The organism is Streptomyces azureus (genome assembly GCF_001270025.1).
GTDB lineage: Bacteria > Actinomycetota > Actinomycetes > Streptomycetales > Streptomycetaceae > Streptomyces > Streptomyces azureus.
In genome coordinates this window covers 1-15,800 of record NZ_DF968370.1, presented here as the reverse complement: position 1 = coordinate 15,800, position 15,800 = coordinate 1, and the positions used below count along the sequence as shown (strand labels likewise).

Below are 15,800 nucleotides of genomic sequence, written 5' to 3'. Positions count from 1 at the left end.
GGGACGATTGCCTGCCCGGACGGCCCGAAAACAGGTGCCTCGAAGGACTAAGGTCGGGGGCATGGCTTCTGAAGGCAGGGAGTACGACGGGGCGGGCGACACGAAGGACGTGGACGCGAAGACCGTGGACCCGAAGGTCGCGGACCCCAAGACCGTGGACCCGAAGGTCGCGGCGGCGATCGCTGCCGCCGAGGCCGCCGGGCCGCAGAGCGGCGAGACCGTCCGCGTCGACAGCTGGATCTGGGCCGTACGCCTCGTCAAAACCCGTTCCCTGGGCGCCACCGCCTGCCGGGGCGGACACGTCCGCGTCAACGGCGAGCGGGTGAAGCCCGCCCATGCCGTGCGCGTCGGCGACGAGGTGCGCCTGCGGCACGACGGCCGGGAACGGGTCGTCGTCGTCACACGCCTGATCCGCAAGCGGGTCGGCGCCCCCGTGGCCACCCAGTGCTACATCGACAACTCCCCTCCGCCCCCGCCCCGCGAGGCCGTCGCACCGGCCGGCATCCGCGACCGCGGCGCGGGCCGCCCGACGAAGCGGGACCGCCGCGAACTGGAACGCCTACGCGGCCTGGCCGGCCCGGGACCGGGCCCGGGAAGCGGCCCCGGCCCCGGTCCCGGTCCCGGCGGAGGGTCGGGCAAACCGAGGCCGTGAACAGCGCACGCGGCAGGGTCACCCCCGGAGCCGCAGCAGACGCAGCAGCTCCGCGTTGTGCCCCCGCCGCGCCCAGGCGATGAGGGCGAGCGGCACGATCAGGATGAGCGGCGTCGCCGCGTACTGCCCGCCCATGACGGCGATCTGGACGACGAACGCACCCACCATCAGCGCGCCCAGCGCCATCGCCGCCACCGACTGGAGCACCGGGATCAACAGGGCTACCGCTCCGGCCAGTTCGAGCGCACCGATGCTGTACATCCCCGCGCTGCCCCAGCCGATTTCCTCGAACGGCTCGGCAGCCGACGGGTGCGCGATGAGCTTGGGCAGGGCGCTCGCGATCCCGTAGACGAGGGCGAGCAGCACCTGGAGACCGCGCAGCGCGATCCGGGCACGCCGCCCGCGAGCGGTGGCGGACTCGGCGACGACCACACCGGCCGGGGCGGAGGGGGCGGCGGTGACGGGAGCGGTGCTCTCGGACATGGAGGTCTCCTGGGGGAAGCGGTCCGTGGTGATGTCGCAGGGGTAGACCGCCCCTCACCCTCGAACTCATCGCCGCCGGCAGATTTCCACCCGCCTCGCTCCGGCCCTGCCTGTCACGGGCAGAACCGCCGGAGTCTTTCCGCTGGGTAGGGAGTTGTCCTGCTCACCTCCTGGATCGTGCGGTAGAAGTCCGTCATCACCGCCGCGACCGGCGCGTGGCGGGCGAGGATCCTCGCCGTTCCGGGTGGCACCCCGGTGGGCTGCTGTCCTTCGGCCCAGGCCCGTATCAGTGCTCCACGTATCTCCCAGTCCGCGCCATACAGGGCGGTGACCAGCCAGTTCACGAGGTAACTGGCCGTGTAGCAGCGGTCGTAGCCGGCGTGCCGGTCGTAGAAGTCGGTCTCGGTGGGTGCCAGGTCGAAGCGGCTGGACAGGGCGAGGCCGTAGTCGGCGAAGTACAGGCGCCGGCCGTCGGTGAGGACGTTCTCGAAGTGGGCGTCGAAGTGGAGCAGCCCTCGGCTGTTCATGAAGGACGTGCCGGCCCGCAGTTCCTTCTCCACGAGCGAGCACGCCCGGTCGAGAGCCGCGCCGCCTGTTCGTACCTGCTCCGTGAGCCACGTGTGCAGCGTCTGGGGGATGTACTCCAGGAACAGCGCGACGCTCGCCGAGGACTGCCGCAGTGCCTCGATCCGACGCCGTACTTCCGCGCTGCCTCCCCAGTAGGCCACGGCCCGTTCCACATCGGCCAGTTCCTCCACCAGGGTGGGTGCCTCGTCCGGCAGCACGCGCCAGTGGTACGTCAGCGGAAAGCCCTGGAACTGCCCGGAGAGCACCCAGTTCGTCGTCATCGTGTGGACGGCGACCTCGCGCCACGCCCCGAACCCGGGCCCACCGACGCCGTACTGGCAGAAGGTGGGGAGTCCGAACACGTTGGCCGTGGACCGGAGGTGTTCGGGCCGCCGCTCCAGGTCCGTAAGGGGCACCCGCTTCACGAAGACCGGCGTGCCGGCCACGTCCATCCGGGCCGACTTCCCACCGATGCCCGTCCCCAACGGCACGGCCGCGTCCACCAGCTCGCGCAGCTCGGCGTCCCCGCACAGCGCCAGGGACGTCGAAACCGTGTCGTAGCCGGCCAGTCGCCCGGCCTCCCCCACCCCGTACGACTCCTCACGCACCCCGCTCGCCTGAAGCGCCGGGCACCGCCCTCACCCAGGTCCGATCCTCCGTCAGGTACTGGTCCACCCTCAGGCCCGTCTCCTCCAGCGCCTCCTCGAACTGTTCCCTGGTCAGCGGTCGTGCCCGGAACGTATGGGTCCAGACCGCGTCCGGGAACTCGTACTCCACGCGCACCGAGTTGACCCCGTCGCCGACCGGCTCCGACGACACGATCCGGACGGTGAAGCCGCTGGGATCCACCCGCTCGCGCGGCACGTTCGTGTGGTAGTCCTCGCCCTCACGCTGGATCAGCACGCAGCCGCCCTCCGCGACATGCCGCACGCATGTGCGCAGCAGGCCTCGCCGCACCTCGGCGTCCCCGGCGTGCACGAGGAACGACGCCAGCAGCACCACGTCGAACCTCTCGCCCAGGTCCAGGTCCTCGATCGGGCTGCATATCGTCCGTGCTCCGCGTACCCGCTCCAGCATCTCGGCGGACTCGTCCACCGCCGTGACCTCGAATCCGCGCTCCAGCAGCGCATGGGTCATACGCCCGACGCCGCTGCCCAGCTCCAGGATGCGCGCGCCCGCCGGCGCGGCTGCCGCGATGACGTCCGGTTCGTCCCCGGCGGGCAGCCGCGAGTAGAACTCCACAGCGCAGCCGTCCGGAGTGATGGCCCCGGGCCCCGTCCCCTCGTGTCCCTCACGCATTTTCAGCTCCATGCCCGCCCAACGGACCACATCCGCACGTCCGTTCCCGTCCCGGCCGCGTTCACCCGTCCGAGTGGACGGCGTCCCGTACTGGCCCGAGCTCCCCCGTTGGTCGGCATCCGCGGCGAGGAGTACTTTGCAAAGAGGAGCGGAGGTGGTGATGCGTACAGGCAGTGAACCGAGGACTGCGCGCAGTGCCCTGCGGGCGCGCTTCTGGCTGAGCGTGTGGGGACTGGTCTGGGCGCTCTTCGGGACGGTCGCTTTCACGCTCGCCGGGCGGACCGGCTGGGCCATCGCCTGTGGCGCGCTGCTGCTGATCGTCACGATCGACCTGATCGTCGTCCTCAGGCACATCCGCCAGGGTCCGCACTACCAGCCGGGCCCCGGCATCCCGCCCTACCGTCCACCGGACGATCACCCCTGAGGCAGCCGGATCATCCCTGATGCAGACGGGGGCGGCCGCTCACGAGTCGAAGCGCGCCGCCTTCAAAAACCGCGGGTTCGGGTCCAGCGCGGCGGCCAGCCGGAAATGGCGCTTGGCCTGCTCGGGGCGGTTCTGTCGCTCATACGTGCGGGCGAGCGCGAAGTGTGCGAACGCGTTGTCCGGCTCGCGCTCGAGGACGATCGAGAACTCGAGCTCCGCCGGCCGTAGCTGCGCCGCCGCGAAGAAGGCACGCGCGCGCAGCAGCCGCGCGGCGGTGTTCTCCGGGTGCGCGGCGATGACTCCGTCGAGCAGCTTCACCGCGCCCCGCGGGTCCCGCGCCGCGAGCAGTTGCTCGGCGGCACGGAAGTCGATGACGTGCGTCTCCGGAGTACGTCCGGTCGAACCGCTGGTCTCGGGCACGGCAGAGTCCTTCCCTCACTGCGAGGGTTCAACGCCCCCGCGAGATGCCGCTATTCCTGAGGGGACGTCCGGGGCGCCTGCGACCTGCGCTCCAGCTCGGCCCACACGTCCTTCACGCGGCGCTCCAGGTCCTCCAGCGGGACGTCGTTGTCGATGACGATGTCCGCGACCTCCCGGCGCTGCTCGCGTGTCGCCTGGGCGGCCATCCGCGCGCGGGCGTCCTCCTCGGTCATGCCGCGCAGCCCTACGAGCCGGTCGAGCTGGGTCTCCGGGCTCGCATCTACGACGATCACGACGTCGTACAGCGGTGCCAGCCCGTTCTCCGTGAGGAGCGGGACGTCGTGCACGACGACCGCGTCCTCGGCTGCGGCCTCTTCGAGCTCGCGGGAGCGGGCGCCCACCAAGGGGTGCACGATCGAGTTGAGCGTGGCGAGCTTCGCCGCGTCGGCGAAGACGATGGAGCCGAGCCTTGGCCGGTCCAGGCTGCCGTCGGCCGCGAGCACCTCCTCGCCGAAGGCCTCCGCGACCGCGGCGAGTCCCGGGGTCCCCGGTGCGACGACCTCCCGCGCGATACGGTCCGCGTCGATCAGCACGGCACCGCACTCGACGAGCAGCCGTGACACCTCACTCTTGCCGGCACCGATACCGCCGGTCAGGCCCACCTTCAGCATGAGCCGAGCTTAGGCCCTGCCAGGGGCAGGGCCCTGGCCAGGTCTCCCCGGGCTCAGCCGTCGCCTTCTCTCTCCGCCAGGAACTTCTCGAACTCCCGGCCGATCTCGTCCGCCGACGGGATGTCCACCGGCTCGGCGAGCATGTTGCCCCGGGTCTCGGCGCCCGCGAGGGCGTCGTACTGGTGCTCCAGGCCCTGTACGAGCGCGGTGAGGTCCTCGTCGCCCTCGCGGATCTGCCGGTCGATCTCCGTCTGGGTGCGGTGGGCGTCCGAGCGCAGGGCGTGGGCGATGCCGGGCAGCACCAGTCCGGTCGCCGCCGTGATGGCCTCCAGGACCGTCAGGGCCGCGTCCGGGTACGGGGAGCGGGCGATGTAGTGCGGGACGTGGGCGGCGACGCCCAGGACGTCGTGCCCGGCCTGGAGCAGGCGATACTCGACGAGTGACTCGGCGCTGCCGGGCACCTGCGCCTCCTCGAACGGGCTGCGGTGGCCCGGGACGAGGTCGGTGCGGTTGCCGTGCGGGGTCAGGCCGACGGGCCGGGTGTGCGGGACGCCCATGGGGATGCCGTGGAAGTTCACCGACAGACGGACGCCGAGCCGCTCCACGATCTGCCTCACGGCCGCGGCGAAGCGCTCCCATTCCACGTCCGGCTCGGGGCCGGACAGCAGCAGGAACGGCGCTCCGGTGGCGTCCTGCACGAGCCGCACCTCGATGGCGGGGTCCTCGTAGTCGCTCCAGCGGTCGCGCTTGAACGTCAGCAGCGGGCGGCGGGCCCGGTAGTCCACGAGCCGGTCGTGGTCGAAGCGGGCGACGAGCTGGTGGGGCAGCGAGTCGAGCAGCCGGTCGACGATCTGGTCGCCGGTCTCGCCCGCGTCGATGTATCCGTCGAAGTGGTAGAGCATGACAAGTCCGGCCGACTCCTGGGCCAACGCCATGTCGACGACGGCCAGGCCCTTCGGCTCCCATGCGTACAAACCCTGCGGATCAAGCACAGTGACCGCTCCTCCTCGTGTCCGTACGGCACAACGCCCTTACGGGCTCGGGCATTCCCGAAGAGGAAGTACATGATCTTGCCGGGGCGAGCGGTTCCCTGGGTCGCGGGGCAGCGTCAATATGCGGCTCCGCCGCGCGGGCGCGACACAAGCCCCCACCGGCCGGCAGCCGGCACACGCCCCTTCCCGGGCAACACTGAGGGGCCGCACCTCGAAAGGTACGGCCCCTCAGTCAGGAGCTACTGCTCAGCGGGCGTCAGCTCTGGCCGCCGGCCAGCTTCTCGCGAAGCGCGGCGAGCGCCTCGTCCGAGGCCAGCGCGCCGGAGTTGTCCGGGCCCTCGGAGGAGTACGAACCGCCACCACCGCCGGACGCGGCCGGAGCGGCGGCCTCGCCACCCTCGGCAGCGGCCTTCTCGTCCGCCTCACGCGACTTGATGACCTGCGCCTGGTGCTGCTCGAAGCGCTGCTGCGCCTCGGCGTACTGGGTCTCCCAGGCCTCGCGCTGGGTCTCGTAGCCCTCGAGCCAGTCGTTGGTCTCGGGGTCGAAGCCCTCGGGGTAGATGTAGTTGCCCTGGTCGTCGTACGACGCGGCCATGCCGTACAGGGTCGGGTCGAACTCGACCGACGCCGGGTCGGCACCGAAGGCCTCGTTGGCCTGCTTCAGCGAGAGGCTGATGCGACGGCGCTCGAGGTCGATGTCGATGACCTTGACGAAAATCTCGTCGTTGACCTGGACGACCTGCTCCGGGATCTCCACGTGGCGCTCGGCCAGCTCGGAGATGTGGACCAGACCCTCGATGCCCTCGTCCACGCGGACGAACGCACCGAACGGAACCAGCTTCGTGACCTTGCCGGGCACGACCTGGCCGATCTGGTGGGTGCGGGCGAACTGCTGCCACGGGTCTTCCTGGGTCGCCTTCAGCGACAGGGAGACGCGCTCGCGGTCCATGTCGACGTCGAGCACCTCGACCGTGACCTCCTGGCCGACCTCGACGACCTCGGAGGGGTGGTCGATGTGCTTCCAGGACAGCTCGGAGACGTGGACCAGACCGTCGACGCCACCCAGGTCCACGAAGGCACCGAAGTTGACGATCGAGGAGACGACGCCGGAACGGACCTGACCCTTCTGGAGGGTCGTGAGGAACGTCTGGCGGACCTCGGACTGGGTCTGCTCCAGCCAGGCACGGCGGGACAGGACCACGTTGTTGCGGTTCTTGTCCAGCTCGATGATCTTCGCCTCGAGCTCCTTGCCCACGTAGGGCTGGAGGTCGCGAACGCGGCGCATCTCGACCAGGGAGGCCGGGAGGAAGCCACGGAGGCCGATGTCGAGGATGAGACCACCCTTGACGACCTCGATGACGGTACCGGTGACGATCCCGTCCTCTTCCTTGATCTTCTCGATGGTGCCCCAGGCACGCTCGTACTGGGCGCGCTTCTTCGAGAGGATCAGGCGGCCTTCCTTGTCCTCCTTCTGGAGAACAAGGGCCTCGATCTCGTCACCGACGGCGACGACCTCGTTGGGGTCGACGTCGTGCTTGATCGAGAGCTCGCGGCTCGGGATCACACCTTCGGTCTTGTAACCGATGTCGAGCAGGACCTCGTCCCGGTCGACCTTCACGATGACGCCGTCGACGATGTCGCCGTCGTTGAAGTACTTGATCGTCTCGTCGATCGCGGCGAGGAAGGCTTCCTCGTTACCGATGTCGTTGACCGCTACCTGCGGGGTGGTGGCGGTGGTCTCGGTGCTGCTCGTCATGTGGGAAAGGGCTCCGGTACGGACATTGAAGTCGTAGGTACTGCTACGCCGGGAGCCCGTTTCGCTCTGCAGAAGCCGGACAGCCAAGGAAGCGCCACACAAAACCGGTGGCGCCTCGACAACCGAGGGGACATACATACAGATGCGAGCGCAGCCTGCTACGTCTGAGGTGCGCAGGCCCGCAGCGCAACTTGTAGCATACGGGGGCAGCCGGGCAGGGTCAATGCGCGAAGCCGCCCACCCGGGGCGGAACACCGCATACCCGGCACAAGTCGTGTCGCCCGAGGCCACGCAGGGCGTGTGACGCCCCCTTCGGGACACCTCCGGGACCGGCTGGACGGAAGAGTACGACGAGGGAGCCGATCATCCAAGAGCGCGAAGCGTCCGAACCGGAGGCGACCCGGCGTGACGCAGATGTCACGGAGAGCTCCCGGGCCAACCGGGGCTGGTGGGACCGCAACGCGGACGAGTACCAGACCGAGCACGGCACCTTCCTCGGTGACGACCGCTTCGTGTGGGGCCCCGAGGGTCTGGACGAGGTGGAGGCCGAGCTGCTCGGCCCGCCGGAGGAGCTGAAGGGCAAGGAGGTCCTGGAGCTCGGCGCGGGCGCGGCGCAGTGCTCGCGCTGGCTGGCCGGCCAGGGCGCCTGCCCGGTGGCCCTGGACATCTCGCACCGGCAGTTGCAGCACGCGCTGCGCATCGGCGGACCGTTTCCCCTGGTGTGCGCCGACGCCGGGGCGCTGCCCTTCGCGGACGGCTCGTTCGACCTGGCCTGCTCGGCGTACGGGGCGCTGCCCTTCGTCGCCGATCCGCGGCTGGTGCTGCGGGAGGTGCGCCGGGTGCTGCGGCCCGGGGGCCGGCTGGTCTTCTCGGTGACGCACCCGATCCGCTGGGCCTTCCCGGACGAGCCGGGACCGGAGGGGCTGTCCGTGTCGGGCTCCTACTTCGACCGCACGCCCTACGTCGAGCAGGACGAGGAGGGCCGCGCGGTCTACGTCGAGCACCACCGCACGCTCGGCGACCGCGTCCGGGACGTGGTGGCCTCGGGCTTCCGGCTGGTGGACCTGGTGGAGCCGGAGTGGCCGGCCTGGAACACCTCCGAGTGGGGCGGCTGGTCGCCGCTGCGCGGGAACCTGATTCCGGGAACGGCGATCTTCGTGTGCGAACGGGACTGAGGCACGCGCGCGTGACAGGCACCTTCCGCGCCGTACGACACTGAGTGCGTGATCCGTTACGACGCCCTGGACGCCCTGCCCGTACGCGGTGCCCTGCCCGCCCTGGACGACGCCCTGGAGGGGCACGGCACCGCCGTCCTCGTGGCGCCGCCCGGCACCGGAAAGACGACCCTGGTGCCCCTGGCCCTGGCGGGGCTGCTCGGCGAGGGGCCCCGGCGGCGGGTGATCGTCGCCGAGCCGCGGCGGATCGCGGCCCGGGCGGCGGCGCGACGGATGGCGTGGCTGCTGGGCGAGAAGGTCGGCGGGAGCGTCGGCTACACCGTGCGCGGGGAACGCGTCGTCGGGCCGCACACGCGCGTGGAGGTCGTCACGACCGGTGTGCTGGTGCAGCGGGTGCAGCGGGACCAGGAGCTGGCCGGTACGGACGTGGTGGTGCTCGACGAGTGCCACGAGCGGCATCTGGACGCGGACACGGCGGCGGCCTTCCTGTGGGACGTACGGCAGACGCTGCGCCCCGAGCTGCGGCTGGTGGCCGCCTCTGCGACGACCGACGCGCAGGGGTGGGCCGCGCTGCTGGGGGGCGCTCCGGTGGTCGAGGCTCAGGGGGCGGCGCATCCGGTCGAGGTCGTGTGGGTGCCGCCGGTGCGGCCGGTACGGCCGCCGCACGGGATGCGGGTCGATCCGGCGCTGCTGACGCATGTGGCGTCGGTGGTGCGGCGGGCACTGGCCGAGCGGGACGGGGACGTGCTGTGTTTCCTCCCGGGCGTGGGCGAGATCGCCCGGGTCGCCGGGCAGCTCGGGGAACTCGGGGACGTCGAGGTGCTTCAGGTGCACGGGCGGGCGCCCGCGGCCGTGCAGGACGCCGTGCTGGCCGGCGGGGAGCGGCGCCGGGTGGTGCTGGCCACGTCGGTGGCGGAGTCGTCGCTGACGGTTCCCGGCGTGCGCGTGGTCGTCGACTCGGGGCTGGCGCGGGAGCCTCGCGTCGACCACGCGCGCGGGCTGAGCGCGCTGACGACGGTACGGGCGTCGCAGGCGGCCGGGCGGCAGCGGGCGGGGCGTGCCGGGCGTGAGGCGCCGGGGGCGGTGTACCGGTGCTGGGCGGAGGCCGAGGACGCGCGTCTGCCGCGTTTTCCCTCGCCGGAAATCAAGGTGGCCGACCTGACGGCGTTCGCGCTTCAGGTGGCGTGCTGGGGGGATCCGGACGCATCCGGGCTGGCGTTGCTGGATCCGCCGCCGGGTGGGGCGATGGCGGCGGCGCGGGAGGTGCTGGCGGCGGTCGGGGCCGTCGACTCCGTCGGGCGGGCCACGGAGCGGGGTGCTGCGCTGGCTCGGCTGGGGTTGCATCCCCGGTTGGGGCGGGCGTTGCTGGACGGGTCCGGCTTGGTCGGGGCGGAGAGGGCCGCTGAGGTCATCGCGTTGCTCAGTGAGGAGGCTCCGCGGGAGTACGGGGATGATCTGGCGGGTGCGTTGCGTCGTGCTCGGCGTGGGGGTGAGGCCTATTCCGGACGGTGGCGGGCGGAGGTTCGGCGGCTGCGGGCCGTCGTTTCAGGCGTTTCCCACCCTCCCGCCCCTATCTCGCCTCCAGAGGCACGGCGCGACGCGTGGGCGAACGCCCCGGAAGAACGCCAGGTGGGGCTCGTCGCCGCTCTCGCCTTTCCCGAGCGTGTCGCCAAGGCCGACGGTGGGTCGTATCTCATGGCGTCCGGAACCCGTGCCGAGGCCGCGGACGGGAGCACGCTGCGCGGTTCGCCCTGGATTGCTGTCGCCATGGCCGACCGGCCCGTCGGCAAGGGGCATGCGCGCGTGCGGCTGGGGGCCGTGGTCGACGAAGGGGTCGCCCGGCTCGCCGCGGGGGCGCTGCTGGAGGAGCGGGACGAGGTGCGCTGGGACGGTGGGGACGTCGTGGCGCGGCGGGTGGAGCGGCTGGGGGCCGTGGAACTGGCGGTGCGGCCGCTGAAGGACGCCGATCCCGGGCTCGTACGCGGTGCGCTGCTGGAAGGGTTGCGGCGGGAGGGGTTCGGGGTGCTGCGGTGGTCGCCGGAGGCCGGTGCCCTGCGCCGGCGGCTCGCGTTCTTGCGGCTGCACCTCGGTGAACCGTGGCCTGACGTCTCCGACGACGCGCTGCACGCGCGCGTGGAGGAGTGGCTGGAGCCGGAGCTGGGCCGGGCCCGGCGGCGGGCCGATCTGGCGCGGATCGACGCCGGGGAGGCGCTCGCGCGGCTGCTGCCCTGGGCCTCCGGGGATGCCGGGCGGCTCGACGAGCTCGCCCCGGAGCGGATCACCGTGCCGAGCGGGTCGAGGATCCGCGTCGACTACTCCCGGCCCGAGCAGCCTGTGCTGGCGGTGAAGTTGCAGGAGATGTTCGGGCTTCAGGAGTCGCCGCGGGTCGCGGGGGTGCCGCTGCTCGTCCATCTGCTGTCCCCGGCCGGGCGGCCGGCCGCCGTCACCGCCGACCTCGCCTCGTTCTGGAAGGACGGCTACAAGGGCGTACGGGCGGAGCTGCGCGGGCGGTATCCGAAGCATCCGTGGCCCGAGGACCCGGCCGGGGCCGAGCCGACCCGGCACACCAGCGCCCGGCGCAGGCGCTGACCACCGCCCGGCTCAGGCGCTGACCGGTGACGGTTCTCCGGCCTCCGCGGGAACCGGGCCGGACGGGCGGCGGCTGCGGGCCTCCAGGTACAGCGCGAGGGCCAGCAGGAGGACGCCGAGAGCCAGGGAGCCCCACGGCAGGTGGGACGTCATCAGCAGGATGAGCAGGCGCTGGGACTTCACCAGGTCGACCGTGTGCGTGATGTAGTCCTCGCGCATCTTCACGTGCCCGGCGAACGCGGTCACCTTGTCACGGTCACCGAGGAGGGTGCCGCCGCGCAGTTCCTCCTTGTGGAGTTCCTCTCCGTAGACAGGGGCGCCGGTAAGGGGTTCGACCCAGAACTTGCGGACCGTGGTGTACCAGCGGGTGGTGCCGGTGTCGGCGACCGACTCGGGGGTGAGGCCCTCCACGGGCAGCGTCTTCGGGATCCTCACCTTGGTCCAGGGGATGGTCTGCTCGAAGTAGTAGACCTCCAGGCCGCGGAAGTCCTGTGTGCCCTTGTAGTGGATGGGGGCGGTGACGCGGGCCTGGGCGTCGAAGTACTCGTAGTCCCGTTTCTCCGTGAGGAACGGCCATTTGAACTCGATGCCCTCGCGGCGCACCGGGTCGCCGTCGACCATCTCGCCGGTGGCGTGGACGGGTTCCTGGGTGTGGGCGTCGAAGATGTAGCGCTCGGGGATCTTCGACACCATCTCGCCGTCGGGGCCGACGACGTAGGACAGGCCGTCCCAGACGACCACGTCGCGGCCCGCCGACTCCTCGATCCGCTCGGAGGCCTCGACGTTGCCCTTGAGGGTCTGCACGATCGTGACCTTGGGGACCGTGCGGGCCCGCATCGTGCCGTAGTCGAGGAGGGTGGCTTTCTCCGCCTCCAGGACCATGTCCTGGTACTGGTTCGCGGGGACCTTCGCGAGGCGCGGGAAGGCGTACCAGCGCAGCAACGGGGACAGGGCCGCGAAGAACACGGCGAGGGCGAGCAGGACCAGGCCGGCCTTGCGGCGCATCTCGGCCTCCCTCCCGGGCGGGCGGTCAGGGGTGTGCGGGCACCGTCGTCAGCAGCGGCTTCGGGGACGTCCCGCCCGAGGGGGTGCCGAGGGCGGTCAGCGTCAGGACCGCGGCGAACGCGACGGCGAGACCGGTGGCGGCGGCGACGAGGGCGCGCATACGGGGCCTCCCCACGGGTCGAGCTGATACACCGTCAGGTTTCTCGGCACCGTAGCAACGGGCGGCGGAGATGAGAACACGTTGCACGCACAACGACGCACCCCTCCTGAAAAACGACGCCCCTCTTGAAAGAGGGGCGTCGTCCGTCGTACCTGAGAGCTACACGCTCGGACTGGCCGACGGGCTCGTGGACGGGCCAGGTGAGGACGTCTCGGCAGCCGCCACGGTCAGTTCGACGGTGAGGGTCGCTCCGCCCTCGGTGTTGATGCGGAGCAGGAACGCGCCGGTCGTGTCGTCCGCGTAGAGCTTCGGCAGCTTCAGCAGACCCTTCCCGTCCGTTTTCAGGCCGGTCAGCGTGCGGACGGCCTTGCCTTCGGCGTTCTTGAAGAAGGGGCCCTTGTCGTTGGCGGTCGGGTCGTCCTCCGACTTGATCAGCGTGGCGGTGGCCGCGACGCCGTCCGCGACGGCGCCCTTGTACGTGGCCTTCACCTCGACCTGGTTCGCGAACTCGCCGCCCGGGGTGCAGGTCAGCACGGCGTCACCGGTGCGGGCGAGGGCGTCGGCGGCGCGCTCGGTGACGGTGGCCGTGTAGTCGAGGCCCGCGACCATACGGCCCACGACGGTGGCCCGGACGGTGACGTCGCCCGTCTTCTCCCCCGCCTGAAGCGCGGGTGCGACGGCCACCCCGGAGCTGTTGGTGGCGACCGTGGCCACGCTCTCGCCGCCCGCGAACGTGGTGTCCGTGTCGCCGACGATGGTGAAGCGGATCCTGACCTTGCCGACGGCCTTGCCGGCCTTCGTCTCGGCGCGGGTGCTGATCCGCTTGGTGAACGTGTCGCCCGCCATCGCGGTGAGCTTCGCGGTCCCGGCGTCCTCCAGGTGGTGCACCGTGTCGGTGGGGGTGGGAGACGTCGAGGGCGGCGTGCTCGGGGTGGTGGGCGGGGTGCTGGGCGGAGTGGCGGGCGGCTTCGGTTTCGTCGTGCCGCCCCCGCCGGGCTTTTCGGGCTTGGGGCTGGGCTTGGGCTTGGAGTCGCCCGCAGCCGGCGTGCCGGGCGTGCTAGGCGCGGAGGGACTGGGGCTCGCCCCGGCCCCGTTGTCGCTGCGGTTGTCGGGCAGCGTGCCGGTGCCGTCGGGGATCTCGTGCGTGCCCTTGCGGTAGTACTCCAGCCACCGCATGACCAGGTTCAGGTACTCCCGCGAGTTGTTGTAGCTGAGGATCGCGCGGTCGAGGTCCTTCTGGTCGGACAGGTCCCAGTTGAAGCGGCAGAGGTAGTGGCCGGCGGCGAGCGCGGCGTCGTAGATGTTGTTGGGGTCCTTCTTGCCGTCACCGTTGGCGTCGCGACCGGCCCAGGCCCAGGTGGACGGGATGAACTGCATGGGGCCGACGGCCTGGTCGTAGGTGCTGTTGCCGTCGTAGGCGCCGTTGTCGGTGTCCTTGATGAGGGCGAAGCCGTTGCCGTCGAGCTGCGGGCCGAGGATCGGCGAGATGGTGGTGCCCTCGGCGTTGACGCGGCCGCCGCGGGCCTGGCCCGACTCCACCCGGCCGATGGCCGCGAGGAGTTGCCAGGGCAGGTTGCATCCGGGCTTGGCGTCGCGCAGCGCGGCCTCGGCCTTCTTGTAGGCGTCGAGGACGGTCGCGGGGATGCCCGCCTCGGAGGTGCCGGGGGTGGTGGGCCCCGGCCCGGTGCTCGGTGACGGGCTCGGGCTGTTGAGCGGCGGCAGGTCCGTGTAGTACGGCGAGTTGCCGGTGGCGCTGCCGTCGGAGGCACTGGCGTCGGGTGAGGGTGTGGCGTCCGCGGCGGTCTGTCTGCCGTGGTCGTTCACGCCCGGAGCCTGGGAGGCGGACAGGGCCGCGACCGCGACCGCGGCCACGGCGGTGGTTGCCGCCCCCTTGCGCAGCCTCCTGCCGAATTGCGCCGCCATAGAGTGAACCCCTCCCGTGGACGCCCGAGCGCCCGTCTCTGTCTGTCGCGCTCTTGTGTTGCGTACGCGTACTTCTGTTGCGTTCGCTCTGTTGTGACGATCGACCGGCCCGAGTGGTTGCCCTCCGACGGGCCTGACTCCTGCCACCGGCACGGTGACCCTGGCGACCCTACGACAACTTCATTTGCTCGGGCACCCGTTCGTGCCCGTTTTTCACCAGTTGGTCATGTGGCGAGCGTGGTGGGCGGCCGGTGTTCGGCATCCCGCATACTGGGCCCTTTCCGACCACCCTGACAACGACCGTCACGAGGAGCCGAGTTGCCGTTCACGCTGAGCCACGCGGCAGTTGTACTGCCCGCCGTACGCACCGACGGCACCGGCCGGGGCCCGCTCGTGCCCGCCGTGCTCGTGGCGGGTTCCTTCGCGCCCGACATGACCTATTACGCGGCGAGTGTGGTGTCCGGGGCGATGGAGTTCGGTGACGTCACGCACTCGTTCCCGGGTGTGTTCACGGTCGATGTGCTCATCGCCTGGGCGCTGGTGGGGCTGTGGCTGCTGGTGCGCGAACCGCTGGTGGCGCTGCTGCCGCAGGCCCGGCAGGGGCGGGTTTCCGCGCTGGTGCGGTGCGGGGCGCCCCGCGCGCGTGTGCGGGCGTCCCTGGTTCTGCGGTGGTACGTGTCCGCGGTGCTCGGCGCGTTGACGCACGTCGTGTGGGACGCGTTCACCCATCTCGACCGGTGGGGGATGCGGGTGTTTCCGGTACTGGGCCGGGAGGTGGCGGGCTCGCCGCTGTACTGGTATTTGCAGTACGGCGGTTCGGCGGTGGCCGCGGTCGTGATCGCCGGGTTCCTGGTGCAGGCCGTGCGGCGGGCGCCTGCGCGCGTGCCGGTCGGGGTCCCGGCGCTGTCGGTGCGGGACCGGTGGCTGGCCGGCGCGGTGATCGGCGGTTTCGCGATGATGGGCGCGGTGCAGCGGGCGTCGCGGTGGTGGGCCTACTGGGGCTCGAGCGCGAAACCGTGGGAGATCATTCCGACGGTGTGCTTCGGAGCGGGCGCGGGTCTCGCCCCGGCGCTGCTGCTGTACGCCGTGGGGGTCAGGGTGTGGCGTCCGGTTCCGGACCCGGCCCCGAACGGTCCTGGTCGCGTCGACGGCGCGGAGCCGAGTCGGCCGGCCGCTCGCTGAGGGGCTCGGTTCTCGCGATGTACACGGTGATGGTGGTGTGCGCGGGGCGGGGTCGTGGGAGCAGGGTGAGGACGAGCGTCAGGTAGCTGCGGGCCAGGTCCGCCCAGGGGCGGCCGGTTCTGCCGGGGCGATCGGCGCTGCCTGGGTGCTGGGCGGCAGTGGCTGTGCCGCCGGTGAGACCAAGGATGGCGGACACGTCGCCGGGGCCGGTGAGGCCTGCTGTGGCAGCGGACACGTCACCGGCGCCAGTGCGACCCGGGACGGCCATCGCGTCACCGGCGCCAGTGCGACCGGTCGCGGCGGACACCTCGCCGGCGCGCGTGGGAACGGCCGGCCGCCATCCGTGGGCCAGGCGCTGCCGGAGCTCCGCCGTCGTGTGGCGCAGGGCCGTGGTGAGAGTGGCGGGGACGCGGATGGTGCTTGCGGCGGCGGCGAAGGGCGGGAGCGGCGGGGGTGCCACGCCTGGGGCCGTGCGGCGGAGGAACGTGCGTATACCCATGCC

15 protein-coding genes are annotated in these 15,800 nt (G+C 71.6%); 5 read left to right on the top strand and 10 right to left on the bottom strand.

The genetic code is table 11. From position 1 onward, the window contains the following. Positions 1-61: 61 nt before the first annotated feature. Entirely contained in the window at positions 62-652 is a 591-nt protein-coding gene (locus AOQ53_RS30295; protein WP_059422112.1) for an RNA-binding S4 domain-containing protein, read from the top strand. A gap of 18 nt (positions 653-670) precedes the next feature. On the opposite strand, the gene AOQ53_RS30290 is transcribed toward AOQ53_RS30295, so the two are convergent. The 3 genes from AOQ53_RS30290 to AOQ53_RS30280 form a co-directional block, all read right to left on the bottom strand. Beyond that, the gene (locus AOQ53_RS30290; protein WP_059422110.1) at positions 671-1,135 is read right to left on the bottom strand and encodes a DoxX family protein; all 465 of its coding nucleotides are present in this window, start codon (positions 1,133-1,135) and stop codon (positions 671-673) included. 113 nt (positions 1,136-1,248) lie between these two features. Then, positions 1,249-2,310, bottom strand: coding sequence for a protein kinase family protein (locus AOQ53_RS30285; protein ID WP_236711865.1), 1,062 nt, complete (start codon positions 2,308-2,310; stop codon positions 1,249-1,251). Further along, positions 2,303-3,001 carry a class I SAM-dependent methyltransferase gene (locus AOQ53_RS30280; protein WP_059422107.1) on the bottom strand — a complete coding sequence of 233 codons (699 nt, stop codon included), beginning with the start codon at positions 2,999-3,001 and terminating at the stop codon, positions 2,303-2,305. Before AOQ53_RS30280 ends, AOQ53_RS30285 begins: the two co-directional genes overlap by 8 nt. A gap of 160 nt (positions 3,002-3,161) precedes the next feature. On the opposite strand from AOQ53_RS30280, the gene AOQ53_RS30275 reads away from it, so the two are divergent. Then, positions 3,162-3,425 (top strand): DUF6343 family protein, encoded by a 264-nt coding sequence (locus AOQ53_RS30275; protein ID WP_059422185.1) that lies wholly within the window; start codon positions 3,162-3,164, stop codon positions 3,423-3,425. 39 nt (positions 3,426-3,464) lie between these two features. Here the strand turns inward: AOQ53_RS30275 and AOQ53_RS30270 are convergent, their stop codons facing one another. The 4 genes from AOQ53_RS30270 to rpsA form a co-directional block, all read right to left on the bottom strand. After that, positions 3,465-3,845 carry a tetratricopeptide repeat protein gene (locus AOQ53_RS30270; RefSeq protein WP_059422106.1) on the bottom strand — a complete coding sequence of 127 codons (381 nt, stop codon included), beginning with the start codon at positions 3,843-3,845 and terminating at the stop codon, positions 3,465-3,467. A gap of 50 nt (positions 3,846-3,895) precedes the next feature. Further along, positions 3,896-4,516: a dephospho-CoA kinase gene (gene coaE / locus AOQ53_RS30265; protein WP_059422105.1), complete on the bottom strand. Its 621-nt coding sequence runs from the start codon at positions 4,514-4,516 to the stop codon at positions 3,896-3,898. Between the two features lie 53 nt (positions 4,517-4,569). Next, positions 4,570-5,508 (bottom strand): PAC2 family protein, encoded by a 939-nt coding sequence (locus AOQ53_RS30260; RefSeq protein WP_059422103.1) that lies wholly within the window; start codon positions 5,506-5,508, stop codon positions 4,570-4,572. A 256-nt stretch (positions 5,509-5,764) separates the two neighbouring features. Then, positions 5,765-7,264: a 30S ribosomal protein S1 gene (rpsA, locus tag AOQ53_RS30255; RefSeq protein WP_059422100.1), complete on the bottom strand. Its 1,500-nt coding sequence runs from the start codon at positions 7,262-7,264 to the stop codon at positions 5,765-5,767. A 362-nt stretch (positions 7,265-7,626) separates the two neighbouring features. Here rpsA and AOQ53_RS30250 point away from each other — a divergent pair, with 362 nt between their 5' ends. Then, the gene (locus AOQ53_RS30250; protein ID WP_099054725.1) at positions 7,627-8,439 is read left to right on the top strand and encodes a class I SAM-dependent methyltransferase; all 813 of its coding nucleotides are present in this window, start codon (positions 7,627-7,629) and stop codon (positions 8,437-8,439) included. Positions 8,440-8,487: 48 nt separating this feature from the next. After that, the gene (gene hrpB, locus AOQ53_RS30245; RefSeq protein ID WP_059422097.1) at positions 8,488-11,028 is read left to right on the top strand and encodes an ATP-dependent helicase HrpB; all 2,541 of its coding nucleotides are present in this window, start codon (positions 8,488-8,490) and stop codon (positions 11,026-11,028) included. Positions 11,029-11,040: 12 nt separating this feature from the next. On the opposite strand, the gene AOQ53_RS30240 is transcribed toward hrpB, so the two are convergent. From AOQ53_RS30240 to AOQ53_RS30235, 3 genes are all read right to left on the bottom strand, one after another. After that, complete coding sequence (locus AOQ53_RS30240) at positions 11,041-12,033, bottom strand: DUF3068 domain-containing protein (protein WP_059422095.1); 993 nt, start codon at positions 12,031-12,033, stop codon at positions 11,041-11,043. Between the two features lie 25 nt (positions 12,034-12,058). Further along, positions 12,059-12,193: an SPW_0924 family protein gene (locus AOQ53_RS43810; RefSeq protein ID WP_107084044.1), complete on the bottom strand. Its 135-nt coding sequence runs from the start codon at positions 12,191-12,193 to the stop codon at positions 12,059-12,061. 159 nt (positions 12,194-12,352) lie between these two features. Beyond that, positions 12,353-14,116: a lytic transglycosylase domain-containing protein gene (locus AOQ53_RS30235; protein ID WP_059422093.1), complete on the bottom strand. Its 1,764-nt coding sequence runs from the start codon at positions 14,114-14,116 to the stop codon at positions 12,353-12,355. 318 nt (positions 14,117-14,434) lie between these two features. On the opposite strand from AOQ53_RS30235, the gene AOQ53_RS30230 reads away from it, so the two are divergent. Then, positions 14,435-15,298: a DUF4184 family protein gene (locus AOQ53_RS30230; protein ID WP_059422091.1), complete on the top strand. Its 864-nt coding sequence runs from the start codon at positions 14,435-14,437 to the stop codon at positions 15,296-15,298. Positions 15,299-15,800 lie beyond the last annotated feature (502 nt).

What these genes read in the sequence shown, in the direction of transcription:
- AOQ53_RS30295 (WP_059422112.1), top strand. Translation starts at nt 62, where the DNA reads ATGGCTTCTGAAGGCAGGGAGTACGACGGGGCGGGCGACACGAAGGAC.
- AOQ53_RS30290 (WP_059422110.1), bottom strand. Translation starts at nt 1,135, where the DNA reads ATGTCCGAGAGCACCGCTCCCGTCACCGCCGCCCCCTCCGCCCCGGCC.
- AOQ53_RS30280 (WP_059422107.1), bottom strand. Translation starts at nt 3,001, where the DNA reads ATGCGTGAGGGACACGAGGGGACGGGGCCCGGGGCCATCACTCCGGAC.
- AOQ53_RS30275 (WP_059422185.1), top strand. Translation starts at nt 3,162, where the DNA reads ATGCGTACAGGCAGTGAACCGAGGACTGCGCGCAGTGCCCTGCGGGCG.
- coaE (WP_059422105.1), bottom strand. Translation starts at nt 4,516, where the DNA reads ATGCTGAAGGTGGGCCTGACCGGCGGTATCGGTGCCGGCAAGAGTGAG.
- rpsA (WP_059422100.1), bottom strand. Translation starts at nt 7,264, where the DNA reads ATGACGAGCAGCACCGAGACCACCGCCACCACCCCGCAGGTAGCGGTC.
- AOQ53_RS30240 (WP_059422095.1), bottom strand. Translation starts at nt 12,033, where the DNA reads ATGCGCCGCAAGGCCGGCCTGGTCCTGCTCGCCCTCGCCGTGTTCTTC.
- AOQ53_RS43810 (WP_107084044.1), bottom strand. Translation starts at nt 12,193, where the DNA reads ATGCGCGCCCTCGTCGCCGCCGCCACCGGTCTCGCCGTCGCGTTCGCC.
- AOQ53_RS30235 (WP_059422093.1), bottom strand. Translation starts at nt 14,116, where the DNA reads ATGGCGGCGCAATTCGGCAGGAGGCTGCGCAAGGGGGCGGCAACCACC.